Annotated in this window: 22 protein-coding genes and 1 pseudogene; 10 read left to right on the plus strand and 13 right to left on the minus strand. The window is 60.5% G+C overall.

The window, feature by feature from the left end; translation table 11 throughout:
* Positions 1–39 precede the first annotated feature (39 nt).
* Together HJB91_RS04170 and HJB91_RS04175 are read left to right on the plus strand one after the other, a co-directional pair.
* Positions 40–1,485, plus strand: coding sequence for an adenylate/guanylate cyclase domain-containing protein (locus tag HJB91_RS04170; protein ID WP_221153491.1), 1,446 nt, complete (start codon positions 40–42; stop codon positions 1,483–1,485).
* Positions 1,486–1,502: 17 nt separating this feature from the next.
* Positions 1,503–1,862: a hypothetical protein gene (locus tag HJB91_RS04175; protein ID WP_259669823.1), complete on the plus strand. Its 360-nt coding sequence runs from the start codon at positions 1,503–1,505 to the stop codon at positions 1,860–1,862.
* 116 nt (positions 1,863–1,978) lie between these two features.
* Here the strand turns inward: HJB91_RS04175 and HJB91_RS04180 are convergent, their stop codons facing one another.
* Positions 1,979–2,620 (minus strand): dihydrofolate reductase family protein, encoded by a 642-nt coding sequence (locus tag HJB91_RS04180; RefSeq protein WP_221153492.1) that lies wholly within the window; start codon positions 2,618–2,620, stop codon positions 1,979–1,981.
* Positions 2,621–2,709: 89 nt separating this feature from the next.
* On the opposite strand from HJB91_RS04180, the gene HJB91_RS04185 reads away from it, so the two are divergent.
* On the plus strand, positions 2,710–3,231 hold the full coding sequence (locus tag HJB91_RS04185; RefSeq protein WP_221153493.1) for a helix-turn-helix domain-containing protein: 522 nt from the start codon (positions 2,710–2,712) through the stop codon (positions 3,229–3,231).
* A gap of 13 nt (positions 3,232–3,244) precedes the next feature.
* Here HJB91_RS04185 and HJB91_RS04190 read toward each other — a convergent pair.
* Positions 3,245–3,532, minus strand: a pseudogene (locus tag HJB91_RS04190) (GNAT family N-acetyltransferase); the annotation flags it as partial.
* Positions 3,533–3,671: 139 nt separating this feature from the next.
* A complete protein-coding gene (locus HJB91_RS04195; protein WP_221153559.1) occupies positions 3,672–4,160 on the minus strand; it encodes a BA14K family protein in 489 nt (162 codons plus the stop codon).
* Between the two features lie 386 nt (positions 4,161–4,546).
* On the opposite strand from HJB91_RS04195, the gene HJB91_RS04200 reads away from it, so the two are divergent.
* Positions 4,547–5,527, plus strand: a complete 981-nt coding sequence (locus HJB91_RS04200) for a hypothetical protein (protein WP_221153495.1) — start codon at positions 4,547–4,549, stop codon at positions 5,525–5,527.
* A gap of 143 nt (positions 5,528–5,670) precedes the next feature.
* Here the strand turns inward: HJB91_RS04200 and HJB91_RS04205 are convergent, their stop codons facing one another.
* The 3 genes from HJB91_RS04205 to HJB91_RS04210 form a co-directional block, all read right to left on the minus strand.
* Positions 5,671–5,886 carry a hypothetical protein gene (locus HJB91_RS04205; protein WP_210630913.1) on the minus strand — a complete coding sequence of 72 codons (216 nt, stop codon included), beginning with the start codon at positions 5,884–5,886 and terminating at the stop codon, positions 5,671–5,673.
* 186 nt (positions 5,887–6,072) lie between these two features.
* Positions 6,073–6,306, minus strand: coding sequence for a hypothetical protein (locus HJB91_RS31220; protein WP_405047651.1), 234 nt, complete (start codon positions 6,304–6,306; stop codon positions 6,073–6,075).
* 47 nt (positions 6,307–6,353) lie between these two features.
* Positions 6,354–7,190, minus strand: coding sequence for an alpha/beta fold hydrolase (locus tag HJB91_RS04210; protein WP_221153496.1), 837 nt, complete (start codon positions 7,188–7,190; stop codon positions 6,354–6,356).
* A gap of 544 nt (positions 7,191–7,734) precedes the next feature.
* On the opposite strand from HJB91_RS04210, the gene HJB91_RS04215 reads away from it, so the two are divergent.
* Entirely contained in the window at positions 7,735–8,691 is a 957-nt protein-coding gene (locus HJB91_RS04215) for a S1C family serine protease (protein WP_221153497.1), read from the plus strand.
* 135 nt (positions 8,692–8,826) lie between these two features.
* Here the strand turns inward: HJB91_RS04215 and dusA are convergent, their stop codons facing one another.
* The 4 genes from dusA to HJB91_RS04235 all read right to left on the minus strand — a co-directional run bounded on the left by dusA (position 8,827) and on the right by HJB91_RS04235 (position 11,865).
* Positions 8,827–9,828, minus strand: coding sequence for a tRNA dihydrouridine(20/20a) synthase DusA (gene dusA / locus HJB91_RS04220; protein WP_210630916.1), 1,002 nt, complete (start codon positions 9,826–9,828; stop codon positions 8,827–8,829).
* Positions 9,829–10,012: 184 nt separating this feature from the next.
* Positions 10,013–10,225: a cold-shock protein gene (locus tag HJB91_RS04225; protein WP_003540801.1), complete on the minus strand. Its 213-nt coding sequence runs from the start codon at positions 10,223–10,225 to the stop codon at positions 10,013–10,015.
* A gap of 667 nt (positions 10,226–10,892) precedes the next feature.
* Positions 10,893–11,360, minus strand: a complete 468-nt coding sequence (locus HJB91_RS04230; RefSeq protein WP_210630917.1) for a DUF3828 domain-containing protein — start codon at positions 11,358–11,360, stop codon at positions 10,893–10,895.
* Between the two features lie 118 nt (positions 11,361–11,478).
* Entirely contained in the window at positions 11,479–11,865 is a 387-nt protein-coding gene (locus HJB91_RS04235) for a GNAT family N-acetyltransferase (protein WP_221153498.1), read from the minus strand.
* A gap of 396 nt (positions 11,866–12,261) precedes the next feature.
* On the opposite strand from HJB91_RS04235, the gene HJB91_RS04245 reads away from it, so the two are divergent.
* Positions 12,262–12,960: a hypothetical protein gene (locus HJB91_RS04245; RefSeq protein WP_221153499.1), complete on the plus strand. Its 699-nt coding sequence runs from the start codon at positions 12,262–12,264 to the stop codon at positions 12,958–12,960.
* 167 nt (positions 12,961–13,127) lie between these two features.
* On the opposite strand, the gene uvrB is transcribed toward HJB91_RS04245, so the two are convergent.
* The 3 genes from uvrB to HJB91_RS04260 form a co-directional block, all read right to left on the minus strand.
* The gene (gene uvrB, locus HJB91_RS04250) at positions 13,128–16,139 is read right to left on the minus strand and encodes an excinuclease ABC subunit UvrB (RefSeq protein ID WP_221153500.1); all 3,012 of its coding nucleotides are present in this window, start codon (positions 16,137–16,139) and stop codon (positions 13,128–13,130) included.
* Positions 16,140–16,293: 154 nt separating this feature from the next.
* On the minus strand, positions 16,294–16,800 hold the full coding sequence (locus HJB91_RS04255) for a hypothetical protein (protein ID WP_221153501.1): 507 nt from the start codon (positions 16,798–16,800) through the stop codon (positions 16,294–16,296).
* Positions 16,801–16,859: 59 nt separating this feature from the next.
* Positions 16,860–18,599, minus strand: a complete 1,740-nt coding sequence (locus tag HJB91_RS04260) for a rhomboid family intramembrane serine protease (protein ID WP_221153502.1) — start codon at positions 18,597–18,599, stop codon at positions 16,860–16,862.
* 811 nt (positions 18,600–19,410) lie between these two features.
* Between HJB91_RS04260 and HJB91_RS04265 the strand changes: the two genes are divergently transcribed.
* From HJB91_RS04265 to HJB91_RS04280, 4 genes are all read left to right on the plus strand, one after another.
* Positions 19,411–19,644 (plus strand): DUF982 domain-containing protein, encoded by a 234-nt coding sequence (locus tag HJB91_RS04265; RefSeq protein WP_259669832.1) that lies wholly within the window; start codon positions 19,411–19,413, stop codon positions 19,642–19,644.
* Positions 19,645–19,791: 147 nt separating this feature from the next.
* Positions 19,792–20,181, plus strand: coding sequence for a hypothetical protein (locus HJB91_RS04270; protein WP_210630921.1), 390 nt, complete (start codon positions 19,792–19,794; stop codon positions 20,179–20,181).
* A 76-nt stretch (positions 20,182–20,257) separates the two neighbouring features.
* A complete protein-coding gene (locus tag HJB91_RS04275; protein ID WP_221153503.1) occupies positions 20,258–20,635 on the plus strand; it encodes a hypothetical protein in 378 nt (125 codons plus the stop codon).
* Positions 20,636–20,969: 334 nt separating this feature from the next.
* Positions 20,970–21,311 carry a lipoprotein gene (locus tag HJB91_RS04280; RefSeq protein ID WP_221153504.1) on the plus strand — a complete coding sequence of 114 codons (342 nt, stop codon included), beginning with the start codon at positions 20,970–20,972 and terminating at the stop codon, positions 21,309–21,311.
* Positions 21,312–21,343: the final 32 nt, after the last annotated feature.

Below are 21,343 nucleotides of genomic sequence, written 5' to 3' on the forward strand. Positions count from 1 at the left end.
CCCGGTCGCATGGACCGGCCGAACTTTGCGAGGCGTCAGATGACTGACGTTCAGGAACGGCTCCTCGAGAGCAAGATGACCGAGATCCGGCAGGCCCGGTCCTGGAGTCCGCGGGGCATCGCCAAATTCGAAAGCCTGATCCGCAGCGGTGACGATCTGTCCCTCTACCGCATCAACCCGCTGGCTTTCGCGCACGACGGCGCCATTTCGGAGGCGGAAAGCATCGATCTCTTTCTCCATGCGACGCGCAGCGGTTTGTTCGAGATGCGCTGGGACGTCGTGTGTCCCCAATCCGGAATGGTGCTCGACAGTTTCGGCGCCTTGAGAACGCTGAAGACGCACTATGTCTGCGGCCTGTGCGACGTCTCCGGCGAAACCGACCTCGACGATTTCATCGAGGTCACCTTCACAGTGTCGCCGCAACTGCGCCGGCTGTCTTTTCACGATCCCGGCTCGCTCTCGGTCGAGGATTTTCACTGGAAGGCACGGTTTCTCAGCGATGCGCGACTGCCCGGTCAGCAGGTCCGCTTTCTCGACGTCCTGAAAGGGCTGGTGCGCGGCCTTTCCTTCCTGGCGCCGGGTTCAGTCACGACGATCAGGGCTGAACTCGGCCCAGGTGCGCTTGCCGGCATCAATGTTGAGACCCAGGCGAGCTTTGCGCTGCCGGTTGCAGGCGAGCCCGTTACGGCGCCGGCACTCCTCAGGATTGGGTACGACGGTCGGCATTTTTGCCGCTCGTCCTCAGCGGTTCGGCCCGGTCCGGTCATCGTCGAAGTCGAGAACTCGGCTGCCGTGCGTGGCTCGCTGCTTCTCATCAACTGGCCCCCCGAGATTCTGGCGCAGGCCATCAAGCCTGTTCTCGATTTCGATCCTTACATGTCGGGCGGAATGCTGCTTGCGCGCCAGACATTTCGGCGGCTGTTTCGCTCCGAATGCGTTGATGAAAGGGAGGGCCTCGGCATCCGTCAGGTGACGCTTCTGTTCACCGATCTCAAGGGGTCGACCGCGATGTACCAGCGGCTCGGCGATCTCAATGCCTATGCACTGGTGCGTGAACATTTCGCCCTGCTCGGCGCCACGGTGCAGGAGCATTCGGGCGCAATCGTCAAGACGATCGGCGACGCGGTGATGGCGGCCTTCTCCCGCCCGAGCGACGCCATCTCGGCTGCTCTGCATATGCTTGAAGAAATCGAGCGCTTCAACGGCGAGCATGGCGATCCCAGCATCATCCTGAAGATCGGCGCCCATTGCGGCCCGTCGATCGCCGTGACCTTGAACGACAACCTCGATTATTTCGGGCAGACCGTCAATGTCGCGGCACGAGTGCAGTCATTGGCCGAGGCCGGCGAGATCTGTCTATCCGAAGCCCTGTTTTCGGCGCCTGACGTCAGCCGGCTGCTCTCCGGACACAGGGCGGTCGCCTTCGAGGCTCCGCTTCGGGGCGTGGAGGGGATGGCATGCGTCTACCGGGTGATGCCGGGCTAATCTCACGTCCTTGATTTATGCATGACTTCATCCCGCGCCGCGGCACCTTCTTGGGCACATGCATTTCACCATTTGCAACGGGCAATGCTGCCCAGAAGGAGGAGAATACGATGTTGAAACGCACAGCTGCAGCCATCGTTGTCGCCGCCGCATCCGCATTGCCTGTCCTTGCACAGGATGCGATGATGAAATGCGACGAGGCGTCGATAATGAAAATGCAGTCCGACATGGACGCCATGACCGATCCGGCCATGAAGGAAAAGAAGGAAATGGCCTCCAAGGAGATGATGATGGCCAAGGATTCCATGACGGCCAACAAGATGGACGACTGCAAGATGCACATGAAAAACGCCCTGAAAAGCATGGGCAAAATGTGACGCTGATGACACCGGACGAGATGGCCTTGGACCGCCGCCTCGTCCAGGCGGCGGGATGAATGTGTTTCCGGCGGCGCTCGCGCCGGAGAGATCGCCGGACTGAACCGGCGGCTCGGTTATTTCGCCAGCACGAGATGCGTGGCTTTTTCGCTGGCGACATGCTCGGTGACGCGGAAGCCCAGCGCAGGAAGATCGATGCCTGCAAACATTGCTTCGCCCTTGCCGAGCACGACGGGCGACACAGCGAAATGCAGCTCGTCGATCAGACCCGCCTGCAGATATTGGCGGACGGTCGCCACTCCGCCGCCGATCTTCACATCTTTATCGCCGGCCGCCGCCTTCGCCTGATCGAGCGCCTCATGAATGCCGCCGGTGACGAAGTGGAAGGTGGTGCCGCCCTCCATGACGAGCGGTTCGCGTGCATAATGGGTGAGGATATAGGTCGGCGCATGATAGGGCGGGTTCGGCCCCCACCAGCCTTTCCAGGCATCATCGGGCCATTCGCCGCGGATCGGGCCGAACATGTTGCGCCCGAGAATGAAGGCGCCGAAATTGGCCATGGCGCGGGACGCATAATCCTCGTCGATGCCGGAAGAACCGTCGTCCTTACCCAGCATCGCGCGGAAGGTGCGCGTGTGGAAGAACCATTGAAACATTTCCGGCCCGCGCTTTCCGAGCGGATCATTCAGGCCCTGCTCCGGCCCGGCGCCGAAACCATCCACAGAAACCGAAAACCCTGCGACGCGCACCTTGGACATGCTTTTCTCCATCTGATTGCGAATTGAAACTAGTTGTTATCTCGCATAAGTAATCCTATAATGCAACTGGTTTCTACAGGAGATGCTTGGTGGATATAGAATTGCGGTCCGGCTGTCCGATCAACCTGACGATGGAGGTGCTGGGTGACCGATGGAGTCTGATTATCATCCGCGACATCATGTTCGGCAACCGCCGGCATTTCCGCGATCTGCTCACTCATTCGGAGGAGGGGATCGCCTCCAATATCCTGGCCGCCCGGCTGAAGCGGCTGCTCTCGCTCGGCTTCATCAGCAAGCGCAACGATCCGAGCCACAGCCAGAAAGCGATCTACAGCCTGACGGAACCGGCAATCCAGCTCGTTCCCCTCTTCGCCATGATCGGCGCCTGGGGTAGGCGTCACCTGCCGGTGAGCGAGGATCTCAGCATCCGCGCCGAGTTGCTGGAAGAGGGCGGTCAGCCGCTCTGGGACGAATTCATGGAGGATCTCCGGCAGATCCACATCGTTGATCCGATCGGCGGGGCGAACGGGACAGTGACCTCGCCGGTGCTGACGCGATTGACGGCGGCGTTTCTGGAGGTGCGGGAGAAGATGGCGGCTGAGGTGGCGTGATTTAGGCGAAGGGCATGTTGCCGTAGAATTCGCCGTCCCAGATCCAGAAGAGAAGGACTGTCAGCAGCGGTCCCGACACAATGCGCGGTTTGCCGCCGACATTGAGATCGTCGAGGAATTTTGGTCGGTCCTGGCGCAGCCGCTGGAGTTCGCCGCGGATATAGGCTTGATGGCTGGCACGACGGGGATCTGAAGACCAGCCGGCGGCGAGCGCGGCTTCGAAGCCCGTGAGGTTATCCAGTTCGGGCGCAAGCAGGACGACGCGGATGGCGGGCGGCGTCATGGCGTCTGCTGATGTCATAGATCACCTTGCAGATGCAGCCGTTCGGAAAGATCTTGGGGAAACAAGCACGACAGAGCGCTGATGCGAAGCGTTTCCGTGGCAGCAGAAAGCACCGCATCAACGGGCGGGGCCTTCTCTCAGTACCGGCTGACTGAATTTACTGGCACTGGCGGCGTGGGCCGTAGTTAGGCTGGTAGGTGTTGTCCGAGGCGCGGTACGACCGATAGCGGGCGTAGCAATATTCAGCATGCGAGCTGTAACCACGTGAACTGTAGGCGCCGGACTGCGAGGCGATTATGCCGCCGATGAGGGCGCCTGCCGCCAGGCCGCCGATGATGGCGCCGGTGTTGTCGTGGTGGTGCCAGTGGCGGTGATAACGGTGGTCCCAGCCGTAGCGGTCGTCACGATAGTCGTGACGACCACGGTAGTAACGTCGGTCGCCATAATATCTGGGGCGCTCGCCGTAGTGTGAACAGACGATCGAGAACCTGCTGCAACCGACAGTCATAATTCGAGCATCGGTAGTTGCCTGTGCCGGCTGCGCCGCCTGTTGTACCGGACTCGGCACGAAGTTTGGGCCTGCGGATGCCGGCATTCCGGAGAATGCCGTCCCTATCGACAGAGCAATGATGGCCAATCTTTTCATCTCACTCACCAGGACACATGGAAAGACAACGCGGATTGAGAAAATAAGTTTCATTTGGGAATTCTGAACAGCGACCTATGTGCGTATCCGCTAACGCAATGAGACTGGGCGGCCGTGCTATTGCGATCGTTACGGTGGTAGGGCCGCGTCTCTCTGAAAGCGCGCAACGGACATTATCTCATTTGAGCGGACGCATCAGGTCTTCCAGGCGTCGAGGCGTGGGCGGGGAAATGGGATCTGCTAAGGGATAAGCCTCCCACTCTCGGCCAGGACGACCAGAATTCGCAGGAAGTTCAAATTGCAAGGAGATCTTAAACTGGTTCTTATGGAGCTGCTGCTTCAATACCTGACATGTAACGCGTCACCTTAATGTCAGAAAGACTACCATGCAGCTTTCCAGAATCATCGGCCTTCTCTGTCTATCCACCAGCCTTGCGCTTGCGCCTCTCAACATCGTCTTTACCGATACATCGCCCGCCTTCGCAAAAGGTGGTGGCGGTGGCGGCAACGGCGGTGGCGGTGGTGGTCACGGCGGGGGTGGTGGCGGTGGTGGTAACGGCGGCAGCGGTGGTGGCGGCGGCAGCCATGGCGGCGGCGGTGGAAGCAGCGGCAGCCACAGTGGCGGCAGCAGCAAGAGCGGCGGCGGAAAGGATAGCGCCAGCTCCCGCGGTAAGACGACCGGCAGCCGCAGTGCGAAAACTTCGGGCAAGTCGGTCCAAGCCGGCAAGACGAAAACGACCAAGCAGACCGTCAGCACGAAAGGCGCGGCCAAGAAGACGACTATCGCCGCAGCGCCTGCGACTCGGCCCGCGAAGAAGCCCACGGCGGAACTCGCGGGACTGAATTCGCTGAAGCGCAATTACCACGCGCTGATGAATACCGCAGACCCCAAGATGGCAGCGATTTCGGCCTATGCTACCGCCTATGCGCAATATGAATTGGCTAATGGCGTTGCGCCGCCCGCGGACGATCCTGTTCTCGGCGACGCCGCTCTGACGGCAGCACTGGCTTCGGCGACCAAGACGGGCACGCTCAGCCCCGAAGCTTTGGCCTGGGCCAAGGATACGCTCGGCATCGGCACGGCTGTCGGCACGATCGATCAGATGAGAGACGCGTTGGCGGCTGCGGCGCCGGTCGCGGAAGAACCGGTGGCGGAGACCCCGACGACGGAGACTCCGGCAACCGAGACTCCGACTGGCGAAACCGCCGAGGGGAGCGAGACGACAGATCCTAGCGCGACCGCAGAAACGCCGGAAGCCGAGACGGGCAGCACGGAAGAATTATCGGGAACGACCGAGTCGGCGCCGGCAGTCGATTCAACCGAAACCTCGGCCACAGCAACGAGTACCGAGGCGACCGGCCTCTAAATCACCGGAAATGGCTAGCGTATCGGCTCGAAATCGGAATAGATTTTCGAGCCGATACATAGATTCAGAGTGTTAGCGCGCCCTTTGTGCGTCTGAAGCGGGGATCATGGGCAGAGGTTTCGCGAGGAAACTGACGCGCGCGGTCAGACGCGCTTCCCACCAGCAAGCAGTCGAAGCTGGTCTTCATCATGCACACCCTGCCGATAAAGCTCGATGATCAGAGCTCCGAGACGATCGGCGTCCCCGCCTGATCTGTCAATATCGAGCCCGCTACACAGGGCTTCATGCACACGCCTGCAAATATCCAGATCTGCGGAGGCGAGTGGTTCGTCACGCGTGCTGAAAAGCTTGTCTGACATCGCAATCAGCCCTTTTGGGATGCCGTGAATCGCTATTGTGCAAAAAGATAATTTCGCAGCCTTTGCTCTGCAAGATGGGCGAACGTCCGAAATCAGAACAATATGGCCACGGCAGGCGCGACGCCAAGGGATCAAGTTGAAATCAATCGGCGCCTCGACCTGATGGAATAGGCGGGGAGAAGATCTCTATTTGGCCGCGGGATCCTTACCGCCCTGCTGCGACAGGCGCAACTCTTTCAGGCGTTTGGTCTTTTCCCGGCGAGCCCGCTGCTCCGCCTCGATGGTTTCCTTTGCGGCTCGCTCGGTATTTTCGAAACGATCCTGACGGTAAGCCTTTGATGAGGGTTCACGTTCTCTTGTCATGGCGGCTAAACGCAAATCGACGAAAACGGTTTCATGATAAAACCGTTTTGCCGAAATGCGGCGCGGCCGGCGGACGCCTTCCCAGCGCCCGGCGACACGTCGGATCAGCCTTTGATGAAGGCGAGGATGTCGGGATTAATGATATCGGCATGGGTCGTGCACATGCCGTGCGGGAATTTCTCGTAGACCTTCAGCGTCGCATTCTGCAGAAGTTTCGACGAAAGCAACGCGGAGTCGGCGATCGGCACGATCTGGTCGTCGTCGCCATGCATGACGAGGGTCGGAATCGTGATGATCTTCAGGTCTTCGGTGAAGTCGGTTTCCGAGAAGGCCTTGATACCGTCGTAATGCGCCTTGGCGCCGCCGATCATGCCCTGGCGCCACCAATTGTTGATGACCGGTTCCGACACTTTCGCCCCCGGCCGATTGAAGCTGTAGAACGGGCCGGCGGGAAGGTCATGATAGAATTGGGCGCGGTTAGCAGCGAGCTGTCTGCGCAGGTCGTCGAAGACTTCGATCGGCAGGCCGCCGGGATTGGCATCGGTTTTTACCATGATCGGCGGAACGGCGCCGATAATGACGAGCTTGGCGACTCGGCCCTGTGGCTGGCCGTGGCGGGCGACATAGTGGGTCGCTTCGCCGCCGCCGGTGGAATGGCCGACATGGACGGTATTCCTGAGATCGAGATGATCGACGACGGCTGCGGCATCGGCAGCGTAATGATCCATATCGTGGCCGTCGGCCACCTGGGTGGAGCGGCCGTGGCCACGCCGATCATGGGCGATGACGCGGTAACCCTTGTCGAGGAAGAAGAGCATCTGCGCGTCCCAGTCGTCGGAGCACAGCGGCCAGCCGTGATGGAACATGATCGGCTGGGCGCTCTTCGGCCCCCAATCCTTGTAGAAAATCTCGACGCCGTCCTTCGTTGTAACTGTGCTCATCTCATGGCTCCTTGTGGTTGGATCTGACTAAACAGGCTGCTGCAGGCGGGATTGGCAGCGCCACGAGCGCCGTGACGCCAATGACAGGATAAGAAAGTCGCGCTGGGGGATGGAAGCGACAATATGATGATGTTCTTATTGAATGCCTCGTTTTACTCTATTGATATGACAGAAGTTTGCATGATCAGTTGCCAGAACCCTCAGAGCCCTGTTAACCGGTGACGGCGACGCAATAGGGCGGTCCTTACCCGACTGCTTTCGCGCCGCGACATTCTTTGATCACGGTAGCTCGGCAGCGCAGTATAGGCGGCCGAGCTAACGGGCAATGTCCGCAATGAGCCACGTTATTCCGGTTCGTTCAATCTATACGTTCGGGTAGGTGTGTTCCGCCCACCATTACCTTGTGCCGGATGAAGCGCGCTGACGCTCACTTGAACAGGGATCGACGCCCAACCATCTAATCCCTCACAACAACGTCATGGCGACGATCGCATCCGCGATTGCTTTGCCGGCGGCGGGAAGTCTGCCGCCTGAGGATCAACACATGGGTTACATGGATAAGGATATAGTGCCCCAGAAAGACGGGGCGCTGATCGATGCCTATTCGCAGTCGATCGCAGGAGCAGTCGACATGGTCGGCCCGGCGGTCAGCCGGATCGAGCGGGTGGGAGGCCGGCAGGGACATGGGTCGGGCTTTGCCGTATCGCCCGACGGACTGATCATTACCAACAGCCATGTCGTCGACGACGCCAAGGTGGTTCGCATCACGACGCCTGACGGATTCGTCACCGAAGGCCGGGTGCTCGGTCGGGATATCGATACCGATATCGCGCTTATTCGGGCCAATGCCAGCACCGGCGCCTGGGCGAGACTCGGCGATTCCCAGCGTCTGCGCAGGGGCCATATCGCGATCGCGATCGGCAATCCGCTGGGCTTCGAATGGACCGTCACTGCCGGTATCGTCTCGGCGCTCGGTCGGTCGATGCGGGCGGCCAGCGGCCGGCTGATGGAGGATGTCATTCAGACCGATGCCGCGCTCAATCCCGGCAATTCCGGCGGGCCGCTGGTGTCTTCCGGCGGCGAGGTTATCGGCGTCAATACCGCCGTCATCCAGGGTGCACAGAGCATCGCCTTTGCCGTCGCATCGAACACGGCCAATTTCGTGGTGTCGGAGCTTCTTCGCTATGGCCAGGTCAGGCGCGCCTTTATCGGCATAGCAGGCGACACGATCGTGCTGCCGCGACGGGTCGCACTCGCGGCGGGTATGGTTCAAACGACATCCGTCCGCGTCCGCAGGGTCGAACCGGAGGGGCCGGCGGCAAAGGGCGGGCTGCAAGAGGGCGATTACATCCTCGCCATCGACAGCAGCCCGGTCGGCGGCGTCGACGATATCGTCAGGTTGATGGATGGCAGCAGGATCGGCAGGGAGACGGAGATTTTGGTTTTCTCGGTAGCCGGCCGGATTGAGAAGAAGACATTGCTGCCAATGCCGCGGTCATGATGACTGTTGCCACGGAACGTTGCCGGCAGCCGCAGCTTACCAAATGAGCGCGCGACCGCGACTGGCTCGTTGAGAAGGCGCGCTCCAGGCGCCAGCCATGACTTGCCGGTGAAAGAGAGACACCGTTCCGTCACGTCAGGCGCTGACCGCCTCCGTCTCCATGCCGGAAAAGTCCACTGCCGCGAAAGCCGCCGCCAAGACCTCCGGTCCGGCACCGCTTTTTGCCGCGTCGGTAGAGAGGATCTGGCGGTAGCGCCGTGCCCCGGGCAGGCCGGTGAAGAGGCCGACCATGTGGCGGGCCACCTGCTGCAGCCGGCCGCCGCCGGCGATATGGCGCTCGGCATAAGCCATCATCCGGTCGCACAGCGCCTGCCAGTCGGGCTCGGCCGCCGGCGCGCCGAAGAAGCGCCGGTCGACGTCGGCGAGGATCGTCGCGTTCTGGTAGGCCGCCCGGCCGAGCATGACGCCGTCGACATGGGCGAGATGCTCGGCGGCCTCGTCGAGCGTGCGGATGCCGCCGTTGATGCCGATGAACACATCGGGCCAGCGCTGTTTCATCCGGTAGACGATCTCGTAGTCGAGCGGCGGGATCTCGCGATTCTCCTTAGGACTCAGGCCCTTCAGCCAGGCCTTGCGGGCATGGATCCAGATCGCGTCGGCGCCGGCATCGAGAACGCGGGTGATGAGTTCCGGCAGCGCCTCTTCCGGCGCCTGCTCGTCGACGCCGATCCGGCATTTCACCGTCACCGGCGCGGTGGCGACCGCCTTCATCGCCGCGACGCATTCGGCCACCGTCTCCGGCGTCAGCATCAGGCAGGCGCCGAAGGTGCCCGATTGCACGCGGTCGGACGGGCAGCCGACATTGAGGTTGATCTCGTCATAGCGATAGGGTTCGGCGATTTTCACCGCCTCGGCGAGTTTGAGCGGATCCGAGCCGCCAAGCTGCAGCGCCAGCGGATGCTCGGCGGCGTCATGGCCGAGCAACCGCTCGCGCGGACCATGGATGATGGCGTCGGCCACCACCATCTCGGTATAGAGCAGCGCCTGCCGGCTGATCTGGCGGTGGAAATAACGGCAATGCCGATCCGTCCAGTCGATCATCGGGGCGACCGCAAAAATCGGCCTCTTCTCAGTCATCGACGATCCATTGTTCCTTGTAGCCGCGGCGCCTCAATGTTGGCGCCCTGCATCGCCGCTCGGGCGAGATCATCATTAAGGGCGCATATAGCACCTGGCCTTGCGATCGACAAATCCAAGCGTGGCAAACAAAAACGGCGCCCTTTTCAGAGCGCCGTTCCTGCCGCCGAAGCGATGATCTAGCTTACGAAGCCGAGATGTTAACAGCCTTCGGGCCTTTGCCCATGCGGTCCGGCTCGGTGTCGAAGGTGACCTGCTGGCCTTCGCGCAGCGACTGGATGCCAGAAGCCTGCAGCGCAGAGATGTGGACGAAAACGTCCTTTGCGCCGCCGTCCGGCGTGATGAAACCAAAACCCTTGTCCTGGTTGAAGAATTTTACGGTGCCTTTGGTGGCCATTGGGATAGTCCTTTTCCCTTAGTCTGTCTAGTATCCGCGCCCCCGAGAGGAAGCGGACGGCTTTAGCTTTCGCCCCGATCGATTGGGACGAAGGGTCAGTCGGAGAAGTCACGTACGGGGAAAGAACGTCTACGCAGGCGGGTATTCCCGCGCCCCTTCCGTAACGGAAGAGTACCACATCAGTCCAGTCACCGGCATGCAAATGCCCGAGTAGGTGGATTGGTGCCATCATTTCGGTCAAAATGCAAGCGCCATTATTGTGGCATGTCCTTTCTCGTGACAGGAAATGCCGAAGATTCAGTTACTTGACGAAAAGTTAGCAGATCCTTGCACGCCTGTGCCATATCGGGATTTCGTCCCGAAACGGGATGAGGGTCGCTTCGGTGGCCGGCTATGGATTTTGCGGAGCGGCGGTCGGAGCGGCAGGCCTCAGGTGAAGAGGATCGCAGAGCCTGCCTCCGGTGTTCTTGGCGCCGTCTTTGCTCCGGCCCTCATCCTGACGTGCGTAGCCCGCAGGGCGAAGCCTCGAAGGACGGGGGCGGCCACCGGCGCCATTGCGTTCGATTCAGCATAGGGGCTTTGTGGAATGCAGGTAAGGAGTTGCACGTCCGCCCTCGTGGTTCGAGACGGCCCTCACCATGAGGGCTCTCTTTTGACGCCTGCGGTTTTACTGCGCATCCCCCAGCAATGCGCTCAGGCTCCAGGGATTGTCGCCCTGCTGATCGGCGATGTCATCGACCTTCCAGCCGCCATGCTCGCGCACCAGGCTGTAGAAAAGCGTTACCTCCTTGCCGTTGTCGAACTGCACCTCCACCTCGGCCTTGTCGTCCAACAGGATCGGCTGCCCGATCCTGACATTGCTTGCCTCGCCATCCTGGCCTGCAATGACGGGATCGAAATCGACCGCGCCGACATCGCCCTCGGGCGTGTTGTCGAGATCGGCTTGGAGAAGTTTGTTCAGATGGTCGGAAAAGAAGATCGAATAGGGCGAGGGCGCCTCGGCGTCGCTCCTGTCGGTGTCGTAGCTGTAAAGCGCCTTGAGCAGCGCCTTCGGCGTCTTGTAGGTCTCCGCCAAGGCGGGCAGGGCCGCGAACGCCGAGATGGCGAGGGCGAGGATGACGGTTGGCAGACGCATGCAGGCTCTCCTCCGATGAGCAGAGAATCATAGCCGAAACGAGCGTTGAGGTGGAGCGGCATTTTCTGAGATGCCGCGACGTGACAGCCGGCCTTGCAGACCGAAGGAGGGCGGCATGTCAGGCCAGCTTGATCAGGCCTGCCTCTGTCGGCCTGAATTCGCAGTTGCGATAGAAGGAGGCGAGGTGCGGTTCGAAATCGACGTGCAGCCATTCGGCGCCTCGCTCGCGGGCAATCGTTGTCGCTTCTTTGACCAGCCGCGTCGCAATGCCTTGCCGGCGCATGCCCGGGTGAACGCAGGTATCAAGGATAAAGGCATGAATGCCGCCATCCCAGGCGACATTGACGAAGCCGACGAGCCTGTCATCGTGATAGGCGCCAATGTGAGCGAGGCTGCGAGGCAGGATGCGGGAGAAGTCAGGTGCTTCCGGCGTGTTCCAGGCTGCGGACCAGAGGCTGGTGAGTTCGGCGGGCGGGGGAAAAGGGTCGATGCGCAGGTCTGGCATGGCTGCTCCCGTTCGCTCATGGCTTCAGTTGCCGGGGCTGTTATCCGACAATTTCGCCCGCTTCGCAACCGATCTGCCGGACGCGAAGCGTATTCCAGCAGCGCACAACTGACGCTTTGTTGACCGGATCCTGTTCCGGAACATAATAAGAACATCTGAGATCTTTCCCGACCGAGCTGATGACGATGTGGAAGATCGGCCGAGGCCCCGGCTCGCCCAGGAATGACGGGCTCGAGATCATCGAGGAAGTCGAGGACGATCCGGAGCCGACGTTGATCTAGGGCAAGTCAGGCAAAGGCCGTGGCGGTTTTGCGTCCGGAATTGCTTTGATTTCACCGGCTCGGGCGGGAGCCATTCACGAAACCATGCGGCAAGACACGAGGAGAAGGACAACGCATGCCAGACGATGCCGGAACGCTGTTACGGTCATTCCTCAACAATGCCCTTCGCAGGCAGACGCAGCGCCGGATCCGGGATTTCGGCGGCTATGAGATCGGCAAGCGCCGGCAGCCTGGTGTCATCGATGCGATCGCAGACGAGGTAGCCGAATTCCTCTGCACCTATCTCGATATCAAGGCGAACGGCCGACCGGCGACCAGGGAAGGCGTGGTCTTCGCCATCGCCCTGGCACTGGGCAATGTGCCCGATGATCTCGCCTACAGGCTGACATCCCGCGACGACGATGGGTGGAGAACCGTCTGCGAGTCCGTCGCTGTTTTCCTGGAAGGCTGCATGACGTTCGGCCAGAAGCACTATGACGGCTCTCTGACGGCGCGATCGAATTATAACGGCTGGAAGGACTGGGAGGTGATCGTCAGCGGCGAGAGACCGAGGGGCAAATGGCGCCACGCCTGGAAGGAAAAGCCGGGCGACGATTTCATCGGCTTTGACGGCGAAACCTGCATGGGGCGGATCTTCAAGATCGATTTCACCGGCTCCGACGAGCGCTGGTACTGGCTGATATCAGCCGACGGCAGCCCGCGCCACGGCTGGCCGGCTGCGGGGTACGAGGCGAGCGCCAGGAGTGCGGCCTGCCGGGTAGAGCGGATTTATTTTGCCTTGGCGAAGGGAGAGGAGAGGGTTGTTTATGGGTGAGGGGGGACTGCGTGTGTGTACGGCGTTCTGATGCTCAGAATGGTTGATAGTTTTGATCGCTCCCTGTACCAGGCTAGCGCTGCTGGGGACCCAGACAAGACTCCTATACAACGATAAGCTCAATTTTTCATGGCTTGTTCGGAGTCCTACTAGAAATATGCTTCCTTTTACCGCCCCGGCCGCCCGGTCTTCCCCTTCGTCCGCCCCTTGCGCTTCTGCTCGCCGGGCTCCTCATAGCTCCCGGCGCCAACCCGGCCGCGCACCACCGGCCTGACACCGTCGTCGCGCTCCGGCTGGCCTTCCAGCAGCGGCGAGAAGCGCTTCGTGCCCTTGGCGGCGTCGGGCTTGTCAGGCACGTGGCGGGTTACCGGCTTTTCCGTGCGGCCGACGGTCATTTCGTCGAGGGTGTTGCGGCGGAAGAGGCTCTTGCCATCGCCGGCGGGGGTGGCGACGTGGCGGCCCATTTCGTCGAGGTCGGGCTTGCGGAACAGCGGGGTGGCCGTGTCGGTGCCGGGGCCCATGTCGTCGAGCGTGGGTTTGGAGAAGTAGGAGGGTGTGGCCCCCTCATTCGTCCTGCCGGGCACCTTCTCCCCGGTGGGGAGAAGGGACTCGCGGTTGGCTTTTCCGTTCCTTTTGCCGCCTTCCTGGTTGCGGGCTTCTTCCCTCGCCATCGGGTCGTCCATCGCGGCGAGTTCCACGGCCTTGAGGCGTTTGATTTCGTCGCGGAGCCGGGCGGCTTTTTCGAAGTCGAGGTCGGCGGCGGCGTCGCGCATGCTCTTTTCGAGCGCGTTGAGATGGGCCTGGAGGTTGTTGCCGACGAGGTTGCCGCCGTCGGCGAAGCCTTTGCCCGAGACGCCGGAGATGTCGGCGCGGACGTGATCGCGTTCGTAGACGCTGTCGAGGATGTCGGAGATCTTCGCCTTGACCGATTCCGGCGTGATGCCGTTTTCGAGGTTATAGGCCATCTGCTTTTCGCGGCGGCGGGCGGTTTCATCCATGGCGCGCTGCATGGAGCCGGTGACGTTGTCGGCATAGAGGATGACCTTGCCGTCGACGTTACGCGCCGCACGACCAATGGTCTGAATCAGCGAGGTCTCGGAGCGCAGGAAGCCTTCCTTGTCGGCGTCGAGGATGGCGACGAAGCCGCATTCGGGGATGTCGAGGCCTTCGCGCAAAAGGTTGATGCCGACCAGCACGTCGAAAGCGCCGAGGCGGAGATCGCGGATGATCTCGATACGCTCCAGCGTGTCGATGTCGGAGTGCATGTAGCGCACGCGCACGCCCTGCTCGTGCAGATATTCGGTCAGGTCCTCGGCCATGCGCTTGGTCAGCACGGTGCAGAGCGTGCGGTAGCCCTTGGCCGCGGTCTCGCGAATTTCGCCGAGCACGTCGTCGACCTGGGTGCGCGCCGAGCGGACCTCGACCGGCGGATCGATCAGGCCTGTGGGGCGGATGACCTGTTCGGCGAAGACGCCGCCGGACTGTTCCATCTCCCAGGCGCCGGGGGTGGCCGAAACGGCGATCGTGTCGGGGCGCATGGCGTCCCATTCCTCGAAGCGCAGCGGCCGGTTGTCCATGCAGGAAGGCAGGCGGAAGCCGTATTCGGCCAGCGTCGCCTTGCGGCGGAAGTCGCCGCGATACATGCCGCCGATCTGCGGCACGGTGACATGGCTTTCGTCGATGAAGACGATGGCATTGTCGGGGATGTATTCGAACAGCGTCGGCGGTGGATCGCCGGGATCGCGACCGGTGAGGTAGCGCGAATAGTTCTCGATGCCCTGGCAGGATCCGGTGGCTTCCAGCATCTCGATATCGTAGCGGGTGCGCTGCTCCAGGCGCTGGGCCTCCAGCAGGCGGCCGGCCTTTTCAAGCTCGGCGAGGCGCAGCCGCAGTTCCTCCTTTATCGCCTTGATGGCGCCGTTCAGCGTCGGGCGCGGCGTGACATAGTGCGAATTGGCGTAGATCTTCACCGATTTCAGGTCGCCGGTCTTCTGGCCGGTCAGCGGGTCGAACTCGGTGATGGCGTCGATCTCGTCGCCGAACATGCTTATGCGCCAGGCCGCGTCTTCCAAGTGGGCGGGGAAGATCTCAATGGTGTCACCGCGCACGCGAAAACTGCCGCGGGTGAAATCCATGTCGCGACGCTTGTATTGCTGGGCGACGAGATCGGCCAGCAGCTGGCGCTGGTCCAGCCGATCGCCGACATTCATCTGGAAGGTCATCGCGGTATAGGTCTCGACCGAACCAATACCATAAATGCAGGAGACCGAGGCGACAATGATGCAGTCGTCGCGTTCGAGCAGCGAGCGCGTCGCCGAGTGGCGCATGCGATCGATCTGCTCGTTGATCGAGCTTTCCTTCTCGATATAGGTGTCGGAGCGCGGCACATAGGCTTCCGGCTGGTAATAATCGTAGTAGGAAACGAAATATTCCACCGCATTGTCGGGGAAGAAGTTCTTGAACTCGGAATAGAGCTGGGCGGCCAGCGTCTTGTTCGGCGCCAGGATGACAGCCGGGCGCTGTGTCTCCTCGATCACCTTGGCCATGGTGAAGGTCTTGCCCGAGCCGGTGACGCCGAGCAGCACCTGGCTACGCTCGCCGCTCTGCAGGCCTTCGACGAGATCGCGGATTGCCGTCGGCTGGTCGCCGGCCGGCTTGTATTCGGAGTCCATGCGGATGGTGATGCCGCCCTCGGATTTGTCCGGGCGGGCAGGGCGGTGCGGCGTCCAGATCTTGCCGTTCTTGTGCAGCGGATTGCCGCTCTCGATCAGCTTAGACAGCGCCTCGACAGTGGCGGTGACGCCGCCAGGCGAGATGCTGCCGGCATCCTCGAGCGAAATGTCGAGACCCGCCACCGGGTTCAGGCCGGCGGCGGCGCGGGTCTTCGGATCGGAGGAACCACCGATCGAGACGCCGCGCGCAGTCTTGCTCACCGTCGCGTTCTTGTTGACGCTGACGGCTTCCGAATGCTTGCGCGCCTCATTCTCCACCTTCTTGCGGTGCTTGCCGGCTTTCGAGGCGATTTCGCGCTGGCTTTCGACGCCGGACGCTTCGGCGTCCGCCTCCAGCTGCTTCACCCAATCGGCGACGGAGCCGGAGAGGGGCGCGCCCTCAAAGGACGATTGCGGGGCTTCCTCGAAACCATTCGAGGGCGAAGATTTTTTCGGAGATCTGGCCATGGCGCGAATATGGAGAGAGTCAGCGCGAAATGGAAGAGGGGAAAGAGTACAAAAGGGAAACGAACTGTGTGTTCGAAAGATGGAATAGTTGATGGCTTGGCTCAAAGCTTGGGTAGATCACTGCACCTTTGCGCCAATAGCGGACCTTGCACCTTCAAGGCTTGGTTTCCGTCGTGCAATTCGTGTTCGCATTGAAGAAATTGAGATGAATACCGAGTTTTTCGTCAGTACTGCTGAGCTGTATGGTGACGCTTTCCCCCGAGGGTGAAGCGAAACTGGCGTCGATATTCGATATCCATGTCGGCCCGACCGGGAATGTCACAATGGTCGTTTCCGGCTTGCCGTATTCTATTTGAAAGTGTTGCACGATCAATGCGAAGTCATGAAGTCCGCCATTGCGATGCTGTTGGATGGAGCCGACTTTGTCGTTGCATATGAACAGACCGAGATTCGACCCTTCCACGACCCAATTGCCAGGAAGGTTGGGGGAAAGCTCTTTCAATCTCCAACCTTTTTCGCTCGCGTTCCGCTGGGCATCGGCAAACGAGCTACCCAATTTGAAATCGTGCAAACCGTCCGGCGTTTGTGCGCAAGTTGCGCCGCTTGTCAGTGCCATCAGGGCAAAAGCAAAGCCGCAAATCAAAGGCAGTCCGTTGGGCATGAAGGCCGTCCGCCATAAAAAGTTGAGCGCGGCGTGGGCAGCGATGCCGCGTCGGGTGATTATTTCGCGTCGAGTTTGCTCAGTTCGCCACGTGCTCCATCATATTCGATGAATGTGGTCGGGCAGGACGCCAAGGCGATCTCGAACTTGCGACGTGCCTCCTGCGTGGCTCCAGCAAAGAGATACCATTCGCCAACGTAGAAGGTGGCCTCGCAAATCTGGTTGCTGTCGGCCGCCTTCGCTGTCAACTCTTCCGGCTTCAGATCGTGGAGGAAAAGACGATAGATGGGATAGGGCCATGCCGCTTGGTCGATCTCGCCGGCTGCAGCCCTGAGATCGGCGGGCGCATTTAGATCGCGGCCTCGGGTCCGAGCCATGAAACGCCAAAGACGATAATAGGGGGCAGTGCGTGGATCCTGGCTTGCCAAGGCGGCAAATCCCGTCGCGGCCTGCTCATACCTTCCCCCGAAATAGTTGGTCATCGGGTCGTTGACATAGAATTGGCGCATATCGGTGATGGGCCAAAGCGACCCGGTCGCGATGAGGACAAATGCAGCGCTGAAGGCGATCGCAGCCGCGCCGAAACGCGGCGTCGAGCGTTCCCGCGGCCAAAGGGTCAACAGCAGGAGCGAGAGCGCCGCGCCGGTCACCGCGCCGCCGAAGTGGCCGGCATAGTCGATGGTCTGCCCCTCCTTCGCCGCAGAGAGGAACGGCAGCAGCGAGGGAACCAGAATCTGGATGGCGCCCACCTGCAGTGAAGATGCGACCGGCGTCGACCGGAAACGAATGCTGCCGGCGATCACGGCGGCGAAAAGTCCGACGATGCCGCCGGAAGCGCCGACGCCAACCGTATGGACGTCATTGATCCAGACCGACGCAATGGAGCCGCCAAGAGCGCTGGCGAAGAAGATTGCCGCAAACCATCGCCAGCCGATCAACTGTTCGAACAGCATTCCCGCCATCCACAAGCAGAAGCAATTGGAGGCGAGATGGACGATGCCTCCATGCATGAAGGGTGCGGTAAACAGCCGCCACCACTCGCCGCCCTCGACGATGCTCGGGCGAAACGTGCCGCCGAGCACCAGCAATGTGCGAATACTGGGAGAGCCGGCCTTAGATACTTCGACGCCGAAGGCGAGTTCACCGGCATAGACGGCGACGAGAACGGCAAGAAGAACATAGGTGAAGACGGGATAACGGGCGCCATCGAAACCCGGTTCGGGCACTTCGTCTTCCTCTTCCTCGGCGATCGAACCGGCTTCCTGCAACGCTTGCCATTTTGCTTCGAACGCTTCGATCGCCATTTCCGCAAATTCGTTGAATATGGAGTTCGAACGGCCCCGCAACATATGCAGGGGGATGCCGACCTTGAGGCGCGAACCAACGAACCATTCCGGCAGCTTGGCGGCAAGCCCCCGCCTGATCAAGGCTTCGGCGGCGGCGGGATCAAGATGAAGGACTATGGAATCCGAACCTTTGCTCTGCAGCCTTTGGAAACTCCGGACGGCTGACCACCGCACGATCTGGTCGGGAAAAATCGGCAGCCGGACGCCCTCCGTCGAAATCACCATTCCCGGTTCCCTGGAGAAAAGCCTGGGTACGAGCAGCAATGGGAGCAGGCCGAAGAACCCTGCAGCCAGCAAAGAGAAGAACCAGATTACATAGGGGTTCTTGTCCTTTGGCGGATGGAAGCCTAGGAAAACGGCTCCTGCTGCAATGGAAAACATGATCAGGATAACGACTAGCAATTTGCCTTTGTTGTAGGCGTATTCCGATCTACGCAATTCTTTCGGCTTCATTCAAAATTCTCACTGAAAAAGACATTCATCGCACCGCGCTGATCCGAGATCGCAAGCGAGTGGTTTCGGTATCAAAAAGATTTATCCGAGAGAGACTATCTACTTGCAATAGAATTTTGCAAGCTGGGCTTCGAAGAACTCGAACTCGAACTCGAACGGATGCGGATGACGGTCGGCCCGTGGGCGCGTCATCATCCTATGCACGCTGGAAGCTTGCGTGAGGATGAACAACACCCACGTGGCGCAATCCGTTGCAGACTCCCAGCGGCCGCCTTCCAGCGCAGTTCGACACGAATATGTCGACGCTCTGCGGGCACCCACCTCTCCTTCCTCATTCCTGTGCCTGTCACAGGAATCCAGCCACGGCGCGTCTGCGCCGTGAATGACTTCTATCAAGCAAAGGAGTCTCCCGCGCCCAAGGACATGGGCGCGCTGGATCCCTGTGACGGGCACAGGGATGAGGGCATTGGGGTTGCTTCCTCCCAGAATGTTCTGTCAACCACAGGGATGGCGCTTCTCCTCCCCCTCTCGTTAGGCGCGGCATCCTCCAATACCCCTCATGCTGAGGCGCGCAGCCCGGAGGGCGAAACCTCGAAGCACGCGCCGCAACGCTGCTGCTAGCATAGGTCAACCGGTGCGCTCGCCTCCGTGGGATCGGGGCACAGCGGCCAAGCGCCGGCCCGGCGCTGGAACGAGATCGGCTTTCCGCAGTTAGTTCCCTGTCAATTCAGCTGCAGGTGCGACTGCCATTAGCGACCATTCCGCCTTCTGGAAAAAACCGATCTCGATCGAACTTGATACCGGCGAACGGCTGGTTCTCCGCTCACCGCAGGATGCGCTTTACGCACTCGTCTCCGACTGGCCGATCAATGGCGGCGTCCATCAGCAGAGGGCGATCGATTTCTGCCGCGCCTGGCTTGCCGGCCGAATGCCGGCGGAGACGGTGCGGCAGGCTTTCATCCTTGCAGCGCTGGAGGCTGGCGTGGCGATCAATGATGAGGATGGGAATGGGACCACAGGTTCCGTTTCAAACCCACCTGTATAAATAGAGCGACGCAATCAAATTTACACGGTGCGCGATCAACGCGCAGCGTCAAATACTGTTTTTTTGTGTATTGCAAATATTATTCCCGCGATGTTTGTAGGAATACGCAGGGTTTATCACGATCCGATTCTTTGGAGATTCACCTGAATGAGAATAAAAGTCCTTGCTTGCGCTGCCCTGCTGATGTTGGCCGGCTGCAACGCCCCCGTATCGCAATCCGTTGCGGATTCCCAACGTGCTCCCTCCAGTGACGTCCGGCAGAACTTCATCAATATTGTATTCAAGAGGAGTTATAGACACGAAGCGGGCGAAGTGGTTTGGGCGCGGATTTCCAGTGTGGTGCTGCTTGAGCCCGAGAAAAAGATCTATGCCTACTGTGTGCGGGTCGTGCCCAAGCGCAGCTGGGGCGACTGGGCCTACCTCGGCGTCTCCTTCACGGATGGCCAAATCCTCGGCGCAACTGCGAATGACTATCGTTGCAAGGATAAGCGGCTTCACTACTACCCGTTTCCTGAGCTGACCGGCATGAAGACCTGACAGAGGGCAAAGGGCTTCGGACGGGTCATTGCCGTCTGCAGCCATGACCCCATCAACTTTGATAAAGAGAATTCAAATGAAAATGAGAATACTTGCGAGCGCGGCTCTGCTGGCGCTGACCGGCTGCCAAACCGCTCTGCCTCAATCCGTTGCGGACTCGCAGCGTCCACCCTCCAGTGCCGTTCGACACGAGAATGTTGACGCTCTCCGCGGCGTCATAGAACCGGGAAACTTTCTGCGGGCTGAGATTTCCAGCGTCGTTCCGCTAAAACCTCAAGAGCAGACCTACGCCTACTGTACGCGGACCACGGAGCGTAGCAATCCAGACTGGTCTTACATCGGGTTTACTTTAAAACATAACATGATCGTGGGCGTGAAAAAAAACGAACTTCGTTGCCACGACAGGCGGCTGCGGTACTATGATTTTCCGGAACTGCGGAAAATGAAGTACTGAGGAGGAGCCGGGGCATCTGCCAGCCTCGCCGGTCCCTTCCGGAATCCTCGGAACCAGAGATCCCTTACCCCAGCGCCCATCGAGGAAGGTCGTCGAACGTGTCGAACCCATCGAATGGTCGAGGGGCGGGTAGGAGATGAGCTCCAGGCGCGAGCCGCACGCTAACGGCCGTGCGGCGGCGGCCGTCCCTTTTCAACGCACAGGGCGCGCGGCAGCCCATCGTGCGGCAACTGAATGCATGCCTGACAAATAAAAGTTCTGTGGTTGAAGGGGGTGTCCCCTCCCGCGATGCGCGCAGCAATGTTACAGCTGATGCGGGAATTGGGGATTCTTCATGAGAAAAATTTTCATTGCATTCGCGGCTGCCGCGGCGCTGGCCGGCTGCGCCAAGCGTCCTGACGCCATCGTTCAGGCCGATATTCCGATGGCGGCCTATACGAACCTCAGTTGCGGGGCGCTCGCCGCGGAATTGAGGAAAGAGAAGGCGAAGCTCGACGACCTGTCGAAGCAGCAGATCAGCGCGGCGAATGGCGATGCTTTCGGTGTCTTCCTCGTCGGCGTTCCGATCGGCAGTGTCGCTGGCGGAGACAAGGAAGGCGAAATTGCAGCATCCAAAGGCAAGGTCTCGGCTATACAGTCCGCCGGCATGAGCAAGGGCTGCAAGCTGCCCGGCTGATAGTGGTTCGTCAGGACCACTAAGAAGGCAGG

This window comes from Rhizobium sp. NLR10b, from assembly GCF_019685435.1.
Classification (GTDB): domain Bacteria; phylum Pseudomonadota; class Alphaproteobacteria; order Rhizobiales; family Rhizobiaceae; genus Rhizobium.